This window comes from Prosthecobacter gellanilyticus (assembly GCF_007992435.1).
Classification (GTDB): domain Bacteria; phylum Verrucomicrobiota; class Verrucomicrobiia; order Verrucomicrobiales; family Verrucomicrobiaceae; genus Prosthecobacter; species Prosthecobacter gellanilyticus.
The window spans coordinates 80273-95131 of the sequence record NZ_BKAG01000023.1 but is presented as its reverse complement, the minus strand read 5'-3'; the positions used below and the strand labels follow the sequence as shown (position 1 = coordinate 95131).

Sequence of the window (14859 nt, the reverse complement as noted above, 5' to 3'; positions counted from 1 at the left end):
TCCGCGCGAAGGTGCAGGGCCGATCCATCAGTGACCACGGAACTGAACTAGACCTCACGGAACAGAACCAGGGAAGTGGTCGTCAGGCGCGAGATCCCTAAAAAGATCCGCGCCTCTTTTTTTGAGCGTGGCTCGATGGCAAAAAGAAAAGCGGCAGACTCACGTCTGCCGCTACATAGGATCGGACCTGCGTTCGCTGAATCAACCAACCTCGAGCACGCCTGTGCTGTCTCCCACCTTCTCAGCGCGGACGCCCATGCGGTCGAGCATGGAGAGGTAGAGATTGGTCATCGGGGTTTCGCCAGGAAGCATGACGCGCTTGCCCGGAGTCCAGGTGCCGCCGGCACGACCGGCGACGAGGATGGGCAGGTTGTCGTGGTTGTGACGATCGGGATCGCCAATGCCGCCGCCCCAGACGATCATGCTATTGTCCAGCAGGGTGCCGTTTTCGCCATCCTGGGTGTTCTTCAGCTTGTCCAGGAAGTAACCGAACTGGCGGAGGTAGAAGCGGTCGATCTTGCCGAGCTTGGCGAGCTTCACCGGATCACGCTGGTGATGGGAGATGCCGTGGTGGGCATCTGGCACGCCGATGTCCGGGAAGCTGCGGTTGCTGCCATCATGCGCGAGCATGAAGGTGGCGATGCGCGTGGCATCTGTCTGATAGGCGAGCACCAGGAGGTCAAACATGGTGCGGATGTGCTCCTCATAAGTCTCCGGCACGCCTTCTGGAATGGCGATGTCCTTCGGAAGTTGGGCGGTGAATTTTTCCGCACGCTCGATACGCATTTCGATATCGCGCACGGACTCGAAGTACTCGTCGATCTTGCGCTTGTCCGTGCCGTTGACCTTGCCCTGGAGGGACTTGGCCTCGGAGAGCACGGTATCAAGGATGCTCTTCTGCAGACGCTGGCGGCGCGCGCCTTCCGCACCACGGGCACCGGAAGCGCCATAACCAAAAAGACGTTCAAACACCAGACGTGGGTCCATCTCTGGAGCCATCGGCATGGTCTCGCTCTTCCAGGCGAGGTTGAACTGGTAGGCGCAGGAGTAGCCGCTGTCACAACGGCCTGCACTGCGCTGGCCGTCCGTGCTCAATTCCAAGGAAGGAAGGCGGGTGAGATGGCCGATCTTTTGCGCGGCGATCTGGTCCACCGAAACGCCGAGCTGGATGTCCGCACCAGCGGTCTTCTTCGGCATGCAACCAGTGAGGAAGGTGGCTGTGGCGCGGGCGTGGTCGCCGCCGCCATTGCCATGGGAACGGGCGAAGTCCTGGGCGAGGCCGGACACGACCATGAAGTTATCACGATGACGCTCGAGCTCTTTCAGGGAGGTGCTGAGCTGGTAGTTCGCGCCTTCACCCGTGGGATACCACTCGTCCACACAGACGCCGTTTGGCACGTAGAGCCAGGCGGCGCGCAGAGGCGCCTTTTTCACCGGGGCAGGCGCCGCAAAGGCCCGATGTCCCAGGGATTCCAGGAACGGCAGGCTCATCATCGTGCCCAAGCCGCGCAGCATGTGGCGGCGGCTCAACTGATGCGAGGCAGAGGCAGTGTCGTGAAAGGGGTTCATAAGGGGGGTAGGAGGCATACGAACTCTATACCATGCAACTTTCGGGTTTGCACCTGATGCCGTGAGGATTCTCAACCGCTGCGCGATGGAGCGAGGTCGGGACTCCACGGCCTCTGTCAGAGCTTCAGCCCTTTTTGTTCAGCCGCCTTCGGAAAGACATAGTAGGTCCGGGTGAAGCTGGCCCGGATGCGGGCATCGCCCGCCTTTTCATCCATGAGGATGCCGGGATGGTAGGTCCTGGCCTCCAGCCCTCGCTCCGCCGCAGGCACGCCACGGGTGATGAAGCGGGTGATGTCCCGGATCAGCAGGGCGCTCTCATAGTAGAAATGGCCCACATCCCTAAAGATGGTTAGCTTGCGAAATCCTGCCTCCACGATGTTTGCCTCGTAAAGCCCGCTGACATCCACGACTTCCACATTGGGCAGGGGCACAGGATCATTTTCCTGCCCGCTACGGCCCACACCCGGTGAACGGATCTCGTAGTCTCCGCGCCCGGGCCCCATGATCATGGGCCGACCGGCGCGGTTCAGTCCCGAGTTCGCCAGGGACCGGGAGGCCGCCAGAGCCTGGTCATGGCGGCTACTGTACATGAGAATGGAGGGCTTTGGCTTCAGGCCAGAGGCAATGAGGATGAGCTCGTCAAACTTCGAGCTCTCCACATCCGGTGCAGCGAGCACGATCCGGCGGATGTTCACCTGATTCAGCCCATCGCGCCCCAGGTCCTGATGCCGGGCCTGGACGGCCATGATCGCCTTCAGCAGCACCTCGCAACCCATGCTGTGTGCCACGATGTCCATGGGCACGCTGCCTTTGGCCTTGGACAGTTCGGAAAGGAAATGCGCCATGTCCATGCCCGCCATGTCGATCTGGCTTCGGTCATGGGAATAGCGCGCAAAGTTGTTGGAGGACGGCCAGGTGTGAAACACCGGCACGCAACGGCTCTGCCCATAGGTGTAGTCGTGCACTCCGCCGGCGATCCTTTCAGCCACCTCCGCCGAACTCTCCACTCCCGTGGCGAAGCCGTGGATGTAGACCATGAGGGACACATTCTCCCCTTTGAAGCGTGGCTGCAGATCCGCCCGGACGTTTTTAGCAAAAGTCTCCGGATCCATCGTGTTGCTGATGAGGAGCGGCCCCTTCACATCAAAGGTCTGGCCACGCCGCCGAGTCCCCTTTTGATCCTTCAGAACCAGGACGTCTCCGGAGCGCTTGGCTGCCCGTGAGCTCAGATAGTAGAGCTTTGGGACCTTGGCGGTGGGCTCGTATCTCGGTGCATGACAAGCACTTAGCACTGCCACAGCGAGACAGAGAAGGAGTCGAAAATGCCAGTCAGAGGCTTGATGCGGACGGGATCGATGGTGTGAAGGCATGCGGGAAACCGAATTTTCCAGGGAGAACGTCTGAGAAATCAAGCGTGGACGACTTTTTCGCAAAAGTGCGAAAAGCAAATTGACGAAAATCACTAGGTCCTTTAGCATATTTAACAATCAACTTTGACACTCACATTCTAACTATTTTATGGCTAAACTGGTAATCATAGACGACGAGGCCGCAATTCTAGAGCTCATGAGCAAGCTCTGCCGGGCGGCCGGACACACCGTTTACGGCTACACTACGGGCATGGACGGCATCGCCGCCATCCGCCAGCAGCAGCCGGACCTCGTCATTGTGGACCTGCGTATCGGGGATGTGAATGGTCTCGACCTTGTCAGCATGTGCCGTGACCAGTTCCCGAACACAGCTGTGATCATGGTGACCGGTCACGGCAGCGTGGAAACCGCTGTGGAGGCCATGCGCCTGGGCGCTTTTGACTACCTGACGAAGCCCTTCGACCTCGGCGACCTCATCAAGACGGTGAACATGGCGCTGGCGAAGAACAACCCCGCCACAGCAGCCGCCACCCCTGCCCCGACCGTTTCCTCCGTCCGCAGCAGCAGTTCCTCGAAGCTCATCGGCCATAGCGACGCGATCCAGCGCATTTTCGAAATCGTGCGCCGCGTGGCTGACAATGACAGCCCAGTGCTTCTCGAAGGTGAGTTTGGCGTGGGCAAGCACATGGTGGCCCGCGCGCTCCATGAGGCCAGCCGCCGCAGCGGAGCCGCCTACAAGGAACTGCAGTGCAGCGCCCTTCCTGAGGAGACTCTCGAAGCCGAGCTCTTCGGTCACAATACTGGCAATGGTCAGGTCGGTGGCATCTTCAGCCGTGCCAATGGCGGCACCGTGCATCTCGCCGAGGTTCACGTCCTACCTCCGCGCATCCAGGCGCAGCTCAATACGTTCCTGGACGAAGCCCAGGCCCGCCGCAGCGCCTGGAGCACGAACAGCGCCGACTTCCGTCTGGTGGTCAGCACCACGATCTGCCTGGAAGAGGCCTCAAAGAAGGGTGCCTTCCGCGAAGACCTTTATTACAAGCTTTCGGTCGTGCCGCTGAAGATCCCGCCGCTGCGTGAGCGTCGTGAGGACATCAAGCCGCTGACGGATCACTTCCTCAAGGATCTCGCCGACCGCACGGACTCCAAGGTCAAGGGCATCGACTCCTATGCCATGGAGTTCCTGGAGAAGTATCCCTGGCCCGGCAACATCTCCGAGCTGCGCAACGCTGTGGAGCGCGCCTGCGCCTTCGCCGAAGGTGATCGCATCCGCCCAGCCGATCTGCCAGCCAAGGTCAGCCAGCAGATCGAGGTCGCCACGCCCAAAGCCACCGGCGGCACCACGCAGCTTCCGATCGGTTCCTCGCTGGATGATTTCATCCGCGGCCAGGAGCGCCTCTTCATCAATGAGACGCTGAAGTATAACAATGGTTCTCGTGAGAAGACCGCCTCCATGCTCGGCATCAGCATCGCCACGCTCTACCGCAAGATGGGGCTGAACCAGGAGCGGAAGACGACGGCGTGAGTGGAATGAAGAAGCTCGAATGATGTTGATACAAGAATGAGCAAAGAATCATTCGCGGCCAAAGTTGAGACGTTCATTTCAACGACAAGTGCCAAGGGCAGCCAAATAGGCGGTCTGCTCTTGGCTAGGTCCTCGAATGAGGAGATTGCCCGTTGGGAAACAAACTATGGGGTCAAGTTCACCGACGAGATTGCCGGCTATGCCACCGTTTTGGGAAACGGGATCCGGCCTTCAGACGCTGAAGCTCGCAGGTCCGTCTTCGAGTTCATGCCTGGGTATGAGTTTATCTCTTTGGACATGGGCCTGGAGTATTTGAAGCACTACAAAAGGCCGGACGTTCTCGTGTCCAGGAGGTTCAGAAAGCATTTCAAGAACTCCTACTTGGTGCCCTTCTCATCCAACGTGGTGGACTTCGTTTCATTCTGCCGAGATCCACAGGGAGGAACGGGGGTGATGCTCGAAAGGAACAGCCGCGCTGTTGCTTCCGAGATCTGGTTCTCAGCCGCTTCCTTCTTTGATTTCCAGACGAAATGCTGGGAACTCGGAGGTTACAAACTCGATGCAAACCGTAACGTCTTCCAGTGGGACACTGAGGTGATCCAAAGTTTGCAGGAGCAGTTCTCTGGCGAGTTTATTCACGATTGAGGCCCGGTGGAACACTTGAGAGACAATGCATCTCAATGAAGACGACCCATTCCAGGTCGTCTTTTTTGTGCTTGTGTGCCGTAAGTAAGCTGACCCAACCTTTCTCCCATGTCTCTCTGCCTCTCCTTCCCTGTCACAGGCAATCCTGCCGAAGTCCTCGAACTGGTCGAACGTCCGCTTCAGGAGCCGCAGGGGCATGAGGTGAGGGTGCGGATGCGCTATGCGCCGATCAATCCGGCGGATCTGAACTACATCGAGGGGAACTATGGACGCACGGCCACGCTACCGGCCATTCCAGGCCATGAAGGCTGTGGTGAGGTGGAGGTGGTCGGGCCGGATGTGGTTTCCCTGAAGCCCGGAGATGTGGTGATGCCGCTCCTCGGGGGCGGGTGCTGGGCGCAGCATGTGACGGCGGCGGAGCACCACTTTGCCAAGCTGCCGGGGGGCATCGATCGCGTGCAGGCCTCCATGCTGCGAATCAATCCGGTGACGGCCTGGCATCTGCTGACGAAGCATGTGGAACTCCGCGAAGGTGACTGGGTCATTCAGAACTCCGCGAACTCCGGGGTGGGCCGTGCGCTCATCCAGCTGGCCAAGCAAGGGAAGCTGAAGACGCTGAATCTGGTGCGCCGGGCTGAATTGATCCCTGAACTGCTCGCTCTCGGAGCGGACATGGTGGTGCTGGACAATGATGAAGGCCTGCAGACCGCCAAGGATGCGCTGAAGGGCAAGGACGTGCAGCTCGCGGCCAATGGCGTGGGGGGCGACAGTGCGATCCGCCTGATGGATCTGCTTTCACCCGAAGGCATGATGGTGACCTATGGCGCCATGAGCCGCCGGAGCCTGAAGGTGCCTAACAAATTTCTCATCTTCAAGAACCTCCGCCTGCACGGCCTCTGGATCACCAAGTGGTTCGAGAAAGCTGGCTCCGCTGAACTGCGCGAGGCTTTAGAACCGCTGTCCCAGATGGTCTCCGAAGGCCTGCTCACCACGGCCACCGACGAGGTCATCCCCATGGCGGACCACCGCCGGGCGATCCAGCGGGCGATGGAAGGCGGGAGGAATGGGAAGGTGATCCTCGACCTCGCTTGAAGGCGAGGAATGGGCGCGGAATGACGAAGTTCGAATGACGAATGACGAACCCGAGGCCGGCCGCCTTCGTCCTTCGTGTCCGTTGTGCCTTTCACCAGGACGCCTCCCCTACCCTAATACGGATTCACAAAGAACGTCACAATCACCCAGGCAAGCACCCCCATGGCTGCTGCGAAGATGAGCAGCCCGAGGAAAAACTTCTGCACTGAAGGAATCTGATCCCAACGCCGCGCCATCTGGGAAAATGGCATGCCGGTGATCAGTTGCATCAGGCCCGTGAGTCCGTAGGCCCCGGCGACGCCGAGCATGGCTACCCAACCATGCCCCAAGACCATCATATAGGTCTCCGCCACATACATCATCACCACAATCCCCGCCGCCACTCCCGCGGCGCCGATGAACAGCTTCAGCAGGCCTTTCATCCGGACATTCTTCTCTGACGTCGTTTCGGGCGGGTCGACGGGAATCATCATTTTCCCGTTTCTAGGCAGGGTCGCAGGAGAGATCAAGCCTGCAACCTTCCAACGACGCGATCCCCTCTGTAAGGACCGAAAGGACACCTGCCCACCGCTCACGGCCTACCGTCCACCTGGGTCCCCTTCGTCATTCCCGCGGGTCCCTCCCTTCCCTCTTGACGCCTCCGGTTTGGGGAATACTCTGCGCGCCTACCTGGACGCATCATCAAATCATGATTCGTTCATATAACCTATAGACCAACAACATGTCCCGCTCTTACATCTTTTCGTCCGAGTCCGTCGGCGAAGGCCATCCTGACAAAGTTTGCGACACGATCTCTGACGCCATCCTCGACGCCTGCCTGGCCGTGGACAAGACCAGCCGCGTGGCCTGCGAGACCTTTGCGAAGAGCAATGTCGTCGTCGTCGGTGGTGAGATCACCATCCCGAAACTCCAGAACAAGAAGCTCGGCACCACCAAGCCCATCGATGAAGTCATCAACGTCGGCAAAGTGATCCGTGACGCCGTGCGCGGCATTGGTTATACCAATGACGACGATGTGTTCCACGCGGACAAACTTTTCGTGAACAACTACCTCACCATCCAGAGCCCGGACATCGCCCAGGGCGTGGACGCTGAGAAGGCTGACGGCAAGAAGACCGCTGAACAGGGCGCTGGCGACCAGGGCATCATGTTTGGTTATGCCTGTGATGACACGCCTGAGCTCATGCCTGCGCCGATCATGTATGCCCACCGCCTGGGCCGTGAGCTGACCCGCATCCGCAAGGCTGGCAAGCTGGCCAAGTGGCTGCGCCCTGACGCGAAGAGCCAGGTCTCCGTGGAATACGTGGACGGCAAGCCAACGCGCATCGTGAACGTGGTAATCTCCACCCAGCACGCTGCTGACGTGAGCCACGCCGAGATCGAGAAGTTCTGCATCGAGCAGGTCATCAAGAAGGTGCTGCCGAAGGAAATGCTCACCAAGGACACCGAGTATCTCATCAACCCGACTGGCAAGTTCGTCGTCGGCGGTCCTCAGGGTGACAGCGGCCTCACCGGTCGTAAGATCATCGTGGACAGCTACGGCGGCATGGGCCGTCATGGTGGTGGTGCCTTCTCCGGCAAGGACCCGTCCAAAGTGGACCGCAGCGCCGCCTACATGGGCCGCTGGGTCGCCAAGAACGTGGTGGCCGCCGGCCTCGCCACGAAGTGCGAAGTGCAGTTCGCCTACGCCATCGGCCATCCGAAGCCCGTGAGCGTGCACATCGACTCCTTTGGCACCGGCACCATCAGCGATGACAAGATCCTCGCCGCGGTCCTCAAGGTCTTCTCCTTCAAGCCTGCTGACATCGTCAAGCAGCTCAACCTTCTCCGCCCGATCTACTCCAAGTCCACCAACTACGGTCACTTCGGCAAGATCGACGATCCGGACCTCACCTGGGAGCTCACCAACAAGGCTGACGCGCTCAAGAAGGCCGCGAAGTAAAGCCGGAACAAGTCTCTCAAAGACCCGCAAAACCCGATAAAGCCGCGCAGGGCAACCTGCGCGGTTTTTTGTGTTTATTTTGTTAGGTAATCGAGACGGCCACGTGTTCTCCTCTTTGTTTGGAAAAACATGGAGCTTGTTTGGATAAGCCCTCATCCTTTTTCAACCCGCCACGCAGTAGAGCACTACCACGGTGCAGCACCGCCGTCGACTCATGTATAACCTACTTGCGACCATCAATCTTGAAGTAATGAAAATTCACATTCTGGATTTCTTTCGAACAAACAACTCCGTAGTAATGAGTGGAAACAGGCTGCGCGCTTGGTTTCCGATTTTGGAAGCACTCGATGTTCAGATTGCCATTTGAAACGGTCGCCCCCCTCATCTCCCACCCCGACCGCATATCCATTGGTTCGATCCGAAGAAAGTAGGCCCTTCGCGCCAATCCCACGTAGATTCCCACATCTCTTTGGAAGTAAGTTGCATTCACCAAATTCGTCTCATCTTTAAAATGTGGTAATGCGACCGCCTCAGACACATTAAAGACGACGGCAGGTATCGACTCCGATGAATCTTGGGCGGCGGCGTCATCATTGACAGTTTGCATGGCTAAGAGAAAGACGGTGTTGAGCAAGGCTCTCCAATTTGTAAGTCGAATCAAGGTCATAAACTACTACCATACTCATCAAGGGTCTTGCTTCACCAGCCCCTTGAAAAACGCCTCATCCATCGTGGCATCAAGCTTCTGATAAAACCCGATGGTCAGCTTCAGCTTCCGCCGGATCTTCGAATGGTTCTCGGCGATGGCCCAGACACTGGCGTCGCCACGGAAGAGCCGAGCGGAGAAGCCGTTGAAATCGTTCTCCTGGGTGGAGCGGGAGTATTCGATGAGGAAGCCTTCGGCGTGGAGGGTGTTACTCATTTTTTGGCCAGCCTTGCCTTGTTTCACGGCATCCACGCCGTTGCCTAGATATTTGAAGCCGGGTGGATTGAGAGACTGCCACGTTTGCTTGTCGAGAAACTCGGGGTGATTGCGCAGGAGGATGCTGGAGAACTCGGCGTGAAACACCCCTTCGATATGCGCATCAGTATAACCAGCTTTCTCATCACCGATCCTGAGATACACAGAGGTGCGTGAGTTCGTTCCGCTGGTGACGACACCGCAGTAGCGCAGCTCGCCCAGAACAAAGACGGACTTCAAGTCTGCCCGCAGGATCTGTGGCGGATACTTCCTCAAAGCACGATCCAGAATGGCCCTGACTCGTGCCGTGTGAGCCTCGGACAAGATTTCTCCGGAAGCCTTCACGGGCTCGCCATGCCAGGACTTGGGAAAGATGGTGAGGCTGGATGAAGTGATGATTCTCACCGGTGTTTCTCGAAGGATCACCTCATCCGCAGCGATGAGCGATGCTGGTATTAGCGCGATCAGGCTGCGAAGAATCATCGGGCGGAAAATGACGGGCATCATGTCGTGTCGTGGATTCATAGGATACGCAGGAAGGGATGCGTCACATACACTCCAGGAATGACCGTAATCACATCCGCAAGCCCGAGCCCGATTTCACGACCTCCGGGGACCCGGGTCTCACTAAGGCAGCGACCGCCACTTTTTTTATTTTTTCATAAAGTCTTGACCTAACCAGTCCATTTTGTTTACAAGCGTAGTCATATGCAAAAAATCGCATTACCACTGGTTTGTCTGCTGGTCGGCGGGGCTGCAGGCTATTCGTTGAGTTCCTTCAACAACGCTGAGCCGGTGCAACCTGCGAAGCTGGTGGCAGCGAAGAGCGAGGTGGCGAAAAAAACTGCGGAGGCGCCATCAACAGGCAGCACAGCGACCAGCAAGGTCACTCCGGTGAGTGCCTCGGGTCCTTTGGACCATCTGCTGAAAGACCTCGTGGCCGACTACGATCTAAAGTCCGCACAGAGGGCGGTGGGAAATCTCTCCGTGAGCGAGATTCAAACAGCATTGGCCCAAACGGCGCAGATGCCGAAGAGCACGGATCGTGATGCGCTGCGCGCCCAACTTTACCGGGCCTGGGCGGCGAAGGATCCGCAGGCAGCGTGGCAGGCGGCGCTGGCTGATCCGCAGAGCAAGAACAATGGCAGCCTGCTCGGTGCGGTGGCGGGTGAACTGGCCAAGACTGATCCGAAAGCGGCGATTGAGATGACGCTGAAGCTGAACATGGGCGACCGCCGCGCGACGGTGATGCGTGCGCTCTTCACCGAATGGGCCAAGGTGGATGCAGCGGCTGCATTAAACTACAGCAATGCGCATCCTGAACTGCCCGTGGACTCCTATGCCTTCTCCACGGGGCTGAGTCGCCTGGCGGCCAAAGATCCTGCGAATGCGGCCAAACTGGCGCTCACGATGAAGGACAGCCTGACGCGTGGTTCCTCCCTCAGCGCGGTGATGACAGCCTGGATCGGCAAGAATCCAGGGGATGCGGTGGCCTGGGCACAATCCCTCAGCGATCCTTCGCAACGCCGGGATGCCATCGCGGCAGCGATCGGTGCCTGGGCCAAGGTGGATCCACAGGCGGCGCTGGCTCATGCGGAGTCCATCACGGATCCCGACACACGCGCCAACACTCTGAAGAAGGGCTTTAACGACTGGTTCCGCATGGATCCCACCGCCGCCACAGCCTACATGGCTGCACCAGGAAATGAGGACATCATGCAGAGCATGGGCTACTCCTTTGGCTACCTGACTGACAGCCTGACACCGCAGGAGCGCGCCACATTGCTGGCCCAGCTTCCGGAAGGCAAAGCCAAGGAAGACATGCTGCGCGGCATCACCGCACACCTGAGCCGCAAAGGCCAGTTCAACCAGGCGCTGGAGATGCTCAATGCCATGCCGGACTCCACCATGCGTGACTACAGCGTGGCCAAGCTGGGCGAAGACTGGGCCACGACGGATCTGACGGCCGCCGGGAACTGGCTGAAGATCCAGCCTGCCTCCACGGACCGCGATCTGGCCACGGCTGGCTATGCGAACACGCTGGCACGTACAGACCCCAAGGGCGCTTTGCAGTGGGTCGAGAGCATTCCGGATCCCAAGCTCCGCCAGAGCGCGCAGCGCAACATCGCTGTGCGGTGGCTGAGAACGGATCCACCGCAGGCGCAGGCCTGGATCAATACCGCCAACTTCTCCTCCGTGGATCTGAAGATGATCGAGACGATGTCCAAGATGTCCGGAGACTTTGTGCCCACCCTGGTGACCGTGGGCCAGCGCCATTAGTCGTCACAACCGGCTTTGTGGCTGCGTTTATAGTGATCCATGAAACCCAGCCTCGCTCTCGCGCTCCTAGCAAGCTGCTCCGCATACGCAGCTCCAGCACTGATTCTGCATCACGGGAAGGTGGTCACGGTCGACTCGGGGTTTCGCATGGCGGAGGCGGTCGCGATTAATGCGGATGGACGCATTCAAGCGGTGGGCAGCAATGATGAAACGCTGGCGCTGAAGGACGACAAGACACAGGTCGTCGATCTCGAAGGCATGACACTGCTGCCGGGGCTGATGGACTCGCACGTGCATCCAGCGGCGGCGATGGTGGAGTTTGATCATGAGATTCCGACGATGGAGACCATCGCGGATGTGCTGGCCTACATCGCGGAGCGTGTGAAGCTTTCCAAGCCCGGCGAGCTCATCTCACTGCGGCAGGTCTTCATCACGCGGCTCGAAGAGAAGCGCTATCCCACACGTGCTGAACTGGACAAGGTGGCGCCGGAGAATCCGGTGGTGTTTTCGACGGGGCCAGACTCGATGCTGAACAGTCTCGCGCTGAAGCTGGGGGGCTACGACCGCAACTTCAAGGTCAAGGAAGGCAGCGCAGGCATCATGGAAGTGGATCCTGCCACAGGCGAGCCGACGGGCCTGCTGAGGAGTCTGAGCAGCAATGTGAAAGCGGGCAGCTCGAAGAAGAGTCCGACGGATGAAGACACCTACAAGCGCACGGTGGAGCTGTTTCGCGACTACAACTCCGTTGGCCTAACCACGGTTGCGGATCGTGACTCCAGCCTGAAGATGGTGGAGCTGTATGAGAAGATGCTGGCCAAGGGTGAGCTCAGTGTGCGCTTGCGCGTCTCACCAGGGATTCCCAGCATGAGCCTCTGGCCTGCGTGTGAAAAGGCCATCGAGGAAGTGGTGCAGCATCCGCGCACAAAGCCGGATGCCATGCTGCAGATCATCGGGACCAAGGTTTATCTGGATGGCGGCATGCTCACGGGCAGTTCCTGGATGCTGGAGCCTTGGGGGCTGAGCGAGGCCTATGGGATCAGTGATCCGCAGTATCGCGGCGTGCAGAAGATCACGGAGGAGCGCCTGGAGCAGCTCGTGGAGAAGGTGACGGCCTCAGGGTTGCAGTTCACCGCACATAGCGTGGGGGATGCGGCGGTGAAGCTGCTGATCGACACGTATGAGAAGGTGAATCCGAAGCATAGCATCCGCGCAGCGCGCAGCTCGGTGACGCATTGCAATTTCATGCGGCCTGAATCCATCTCCCAGGCGGCGAAGCTCGGGGTGTGCATCGACATGCAGCCGATCTGGCTGAACATGGACGGGCGCACGCTCACGCAGCATTTTGGTGAAGCACGCATGGTGAGCTTCCAGCCTCTGCGTGCCTGCTTTGATCAGAAGGTCATGGTCGGTGGTGGCAGTGACCACATGCAGAAGATCGGCTCCTTCCGCAGTGTGAACCCTTACAACCCCTGGCTCGGCATGTGGACGGCCATCACGCGTCAGGCGCGCAAACTGGACAAGCCGGTGCATCTGGAGAATGCGCTCACGCGGGAGGAGGCACTGAGGCTCTACACGACGAACAATGCTTATTTGCTGAAGAACGAGCAGCACACGGGGAGCATCGAGGCCGGGAAGCTGGCGGATCTTATTTTGACGGACCGAGATCCCCTCACCTGCCCGATCGGCGACCTGGTGGAGACGAAGGTGCTGAAAACTTGGTTAGGTGGGAAAGTGGTGTTTGAAAGGAAGTGAGGGCGGGGTGACATGAGGTGTTTCTAATCCTTCGCCTTGTGTCCTCGACTTGAAAGCGCCCGAGGGAAGATGGTGCCACCTTTGTCTATCCACCTGCTGCGGACTGAAGTCCGCGCCCCTTTGGTCCTGTGCCATTAACAAGGGTTGGTTGCGGCCGGAGGGTCCAGGAGCGCGCTTTTTTCGCCGGAATTCGCCGGTGAAGACGCCTCGGCAATCCCCTTTCATCAGGCATTACCCGACGGAAGAACTTTTGACCACGGATGAAGGAGCATCCAAAATCGGGCCATGCCTGACACCCTGCGCCAGATCCTTGCCTCCGAGTCCGCCCTCTCGTCCATCACCCTCCGCGGCTGGGTCCGCACGCGGCGTGACTCCAAGGCCTGCTCCTTTATCGAGCTCACGGACGGCTCCTGCTTCAAGGGGCTGCAGGTCGTGATCGATGCCTCCCTGCCCTGCTATTCGCTGATGTCAAAAATCCTCACGGGGGCCAGCGTGGAGGTGGATGGAGATTTGATCGCCTCTCCCGCACAAGGCCAGAAGTGGGAACTGCAGGCCAAGGAGGTGCGGCTGCTTGGCGAGGCGGATGGTACCTACCCGCTGCAGAAGAAAGGTCACACGCCGGAGTTCCTGCGTACGATCGCGCATCTGCGGCCGCGAACCAATTTGTTCGGCAGTGTGTTCCGGGTGCGCAGCAAGATGGCTTTTGCGGTGCATCGCTTTTTCCAGGAGCAGGGCTTCTTCTATGCGCACACGCCCATCATCACCTCCAGCGACTGCGAAGGTGCTGGCGAGATGTTTCGCGTGACGACGCTGAAGCAGGGTGCGCCTGCGAAGCCCGAGGAGGACTTCTTTGGCCGTCCGACCTATCTCACCGTCAGCGGCCAGCTTCAGGGCGAGGCCTTTGCGTGTGCGATGGGGAACATCTACACCTTCGGCCCCACCTTCCGCGCGGAGAACAGCAACACGGCACGTCATGCGGCGGAGTTCTGGATGATCGAGCCTGAGATGGCTTTCTGTGATCTGCAGGCAGACATGACTCTCGCTGAGGAGAACGTGCGCTATCTGGTGAAGGCGATGATGACCGAGTGCCCGGATGAGCTGGAGTTCTTCAACAAGTTCGTCGACAAAGAACTCACCAACCGCCTGCAGCAGACGCTGGACAAGCCGTTTGAACGCATCAGCTACACGGATGCCGTGGACCTGCTGCTGAAGTCCGGACGTAGCTTCGAACATCCCGTGGTGTGGGGGGAAGGCTTGCAGACGGAGCACGAGCGCTACATCGCTGAAGAGCACGTCAAAGGTCCGGTGACGATCTACAACTACCCGAAGTCCATCAAGCCCTTCTACATGCGCCAGAATGACGATGGCAAAACGGTGGCTGCGATGGATCTGCTGGTGCCGGGCATCGGCGAGATCATCGGCGGCAGCCAGCGTGAGGAGCGCCTGGACCTGCTGACTGAGGCCATGGCCAAGCAGGGTCTCGATGAGGAAACCTACCGCTGGTATGTGGATCTCCGCCGCTATGGCAGCGTGCCGCACGCGGGTTATGGCATGGGCTTTGAGCGCCTGCTCATGTTTGTGACCGGTGTGAGCAATATCCGCGATGTGATTCCCTTTGCGAGAACCCCGGGCAATGCCGCTTATTGAGCCATCACCCCAAGATACCCATCCGGGTACCGTTACCGCTTTGAGCGCTACTTCTGAGCGGGCCGTCTGAGCCAGT

General features: G+C 59.0%; 12 protein-coding genes. 7 read left to right on the top strand and 5 right to left on the bottom strand.

Annotated features, from left to right (window positions below):
- Nucleotides 1-201: 201 nt before the first annotated feature.
- Nucleotides 202-1569 carry a DUF1552 domain-containing protein gene (locus tag BGE01nite_RS16295; protein ID WP_146851549.1) on the bottom strand — a complete coding sequence of 456 codons (1368 nt, stop codon included), beginning with the start codon at nucleotides 1567-1569 and terminating at the stop codon, nucleotides 202-204.
- 116 nt (nucleotides 1570-1685) lie between these two features.
- A complete protein-coding gene (locus BGE01nite_RS16290; RefSeq protein WP_170266830.1) occupies nucleotides 1686-2939 on the bottom strand; it encodes an alpha/beta hydrolase in 1254 nt (417 codons plus the stop codon).
- 148 nt (nucleotides 2940-3087) lie between these two features.
- Between BGE01nite_RS16290 and BGE01nite_RS16285 the strand changes: the two genes are divergently transcribed.
- The 3 genes from BGE01nite_RS16285 (at nucleotide 3088) to BGE01nite_RS16275 (ending at nucleotide 6201) form a co-directional block, all read left to right on the top strand.
- A complete protein-coding gene (locus BGE01nite_RS16285; RefSeq protein WP_146851547.1) occupies nucleotides 3088-4464 on the top strand; it encodes a sigma-54-dependent transcriptional regulator in 1377 nt (458 codons plus the stop codon).
- A 36-nt stretch (nucleotides 4465-4500) separates the two neighbouring features.
- On the top strand, nucleotides 4501-5109 hold the full coding sequence (locus BGE01nite_RS16280) for a hypothetical protein (RefSeq protein WP_146851546.1): 609 nt from the start codon (nucleotides 4501-4503) through the stop codon (nucleotides 5107-5109).
- A 108-nt stretch (nucleotides 5110-5217) separates the two neighbouring features.
- Nucleotides 5218-6201 carry an MDR family NADPH-dependent oxidoreductase gene (locus tag BGE01nite_RS16275; RefSeq protein WP_146851545.1) on the top strand — a complete coding sequence of 328 codons (984 nt, stop codon included), beginning with the start codon at nucleotides 5218-5220 and terminating at the stop codon, nucleotides 6199-6201.
- 113 nt (nucleotides 6202-6314) lie between these two features.
- On the opposite strand, the gene BGE01nite_RS16270 is transcribed toward BGE01nite_RS16275, so the two are convergent.
- Complete coding sequence (locus BGE01nite_RS16270) at nucleotides 6315-6674, bottom strand: hypothetical protein (protein WP_146851544.1); 360 nt, start codon at nucleotides 6672-6674, stop codon at nucleotides 6315-6317.
- A 248-nt stretch (nucleotides 6675-6922) separates the two neighbouring features.
- On the opposite strand from BGE01nite_RS16270, the gene metK reads away from it, so the two are divergent.
- Complete coding sequence (metK, locus tag BGE01nite_RS16265) at nucleotides 6923-8143, top strand: methionine adenosyltransferase (protein WP_146851543.1); 1221 nt, start codon at nucleotides 6923-6925, stop codon at nucleotides 8141-8143.
- Between the two features lie 223 nt (nucleotides 8144-8366).
- On the opposite strand, the gene BGE01nite_RS16260 is transcribed toward metK, so the two are convergent.
- Together BGE01nite_RS16260 and BGE01nite_RS16255 are read right to left on the bottom strand one after the other, a co-directional pair.
- Nucleotides 8367-8750: a hypothetical protein gene (locus BGE01nite_RS16260; RefSeq protein ID WP_146851542.1), complete on the bottom strand. Its 384-nt coding sequence runs from the start codon at nucleotides 8748-8750 to the stop codon at nucleotides 8367-8369.
- 78 nt (nucleotides 8751-8828) lie between these two features.
- The gene (locus BGE01nite_RS16255; RefSeq protein ID WP_146851541.1) at nucleotides 8829-9611 is read right to left on the bottom strand and encodes a hypothetical protein; all 783 of its coding nucleotides are present in this window, start codon (nucleotides 9609-9611) and stop codon (nucleotides 8829-8831) included.
- A gap of 201 nt (nucleotides 9612-9812) precedes the next feature.
- Here BGE01nite_RS16255 and BGE01nite_RS16250 point away from each other — a divergent pair, with 201 nt between their 5' ends.
- The 3 genes from BGE01nite_RS16250 to asnS all read left to right on the top strand — a co-directional run bounded on the left by BGE01nite_RS16250 (nucleotide 9813) and on the right by asnS (nucleotide 14783).
- The gene (locus BGE01nite_RS16250; protein WP_146851540.1) at nucleotides 9813-11384 is read left to right on the top strand and encodes a hypothetical protein; all 1572 of its coding nucleotides are present in this window, start codon (nucleotides 9813-9815) and stop codon (nucleotides 11382-11384) included.
- A gap of 39 nt (nucleotides 11385-11423) precedes the next feature.
- Complete coding sequence (locus BGE01nite_RS16245) at nucleotides 11424-13136, top strand: amidohydrolase (RefSeq protein ID WP_146851539.1); 1713 nt, start codon at nucleotides 11424-11426, stop codon at nucleotides 13134-13136.
- Nucleotides 13137-13421: 285 nt separating this feature from the next.
- Entirely contained in the window at nucleotides 13422-14783 is a 1362-nt protein-coding gene (gene asnS / locus BGE01nite_RS16240) for an asparagine--tRNA ligase (protein WP_146851538.1), read from the top strand.
- Nucleotides 14784-14859 lie beyond the last annotated feature (76 nt).

Excerpts from the sequence above, each read along its gene's own strand:
- BGE01nite_RS16295 (WP_146851549.1), bottom strand. The coding sequence starts at position 1,569 with ATGAACCCCTTTCACGACACTGCCTCTGCCTCGCATCAGTTGAGCCGC.
- BGE01nite_RS16290 (WP_170266830.1), bottom strand. The coding sequence starts at position 2,939 with ATGCCTTCACACCATCGATCCCGTCCGCATCAAGCCTCTGACTGGCAT.
- BGE01nite_RS16285 (WP_146851547.1), top strand. The coding sequence starts at position 3,088 with ATGGCTAAACTGGTAATCATAGACGACGAGGCCGCAATTCTAGAGCTC.
- BGE01nite_RS16280 (WP_146851546.1), top strand. The coding sequence starts at position 4,501 with ATGAGCAAAGAATCATTCGCGGCCAAAGTTGAGACGTTCATTTCAACG.
- BGE01nite_RS16275 (WP_146851545.1), top strand. The coding sequence starts at position 5,218 with ATGTCTCTCTGCCTCTCCTTCCCTGTCACAGGCAATCCTGCCGAAGTC.
- BGE01nite_RS16270 (WP_146851544.1), bottom strand. The coding sequence starts at position 6,674 with ATGATGATTCCCGTCGACCCGCCCGAAACGACGTCAGAGAAGAATGTC.
- metK (WP_146851543.1), top strand. The coding sequence starts at position 6,923 with ATGTCCCGCTCTTACATCTTTTCGTCCGAGTCCGTCGGCGAAGGCCAT.
- BGE01nite_RS16260 (WP_146851542.1), bottom strand. The coding sequence starts at position 8,750 with ATGCAAACTGTCAATGATGACGCCGCCGCCCAAGATTCATCGGAGTCG.
- BGE01nite_RS16255 (WP_146851541.1), bottom strand. The coding sequence starts at position 9,611 with ATGATGCCCGTCATTTTCCGCCCGATGATTCTTCGCAGCCTGATCGCG.
- BGE01nite_RS16250 (WP_146851540.1), top strand. The coding sequence starts at position 9,813 with ATGCAAAAAATCGCATTACCACTGGTTTGTCTGCTGGTCGGCGGGGCT.
- BGE01nite_RS16245 (WP_146851539.1), top strand. The coding sequence starts at position 11,424 with ATGAAACCCAGCCTCGCTCTCGCGCTCCTAGCAAGCTGCTCCGCATAC.
- asnS (WP_146851538.1), top strand. The coding sequence starts at position 13,422 with ATGCCTGACACCCTGCGCCAGATCCTTGCCTCCGAGTCCGCCCTCTCG.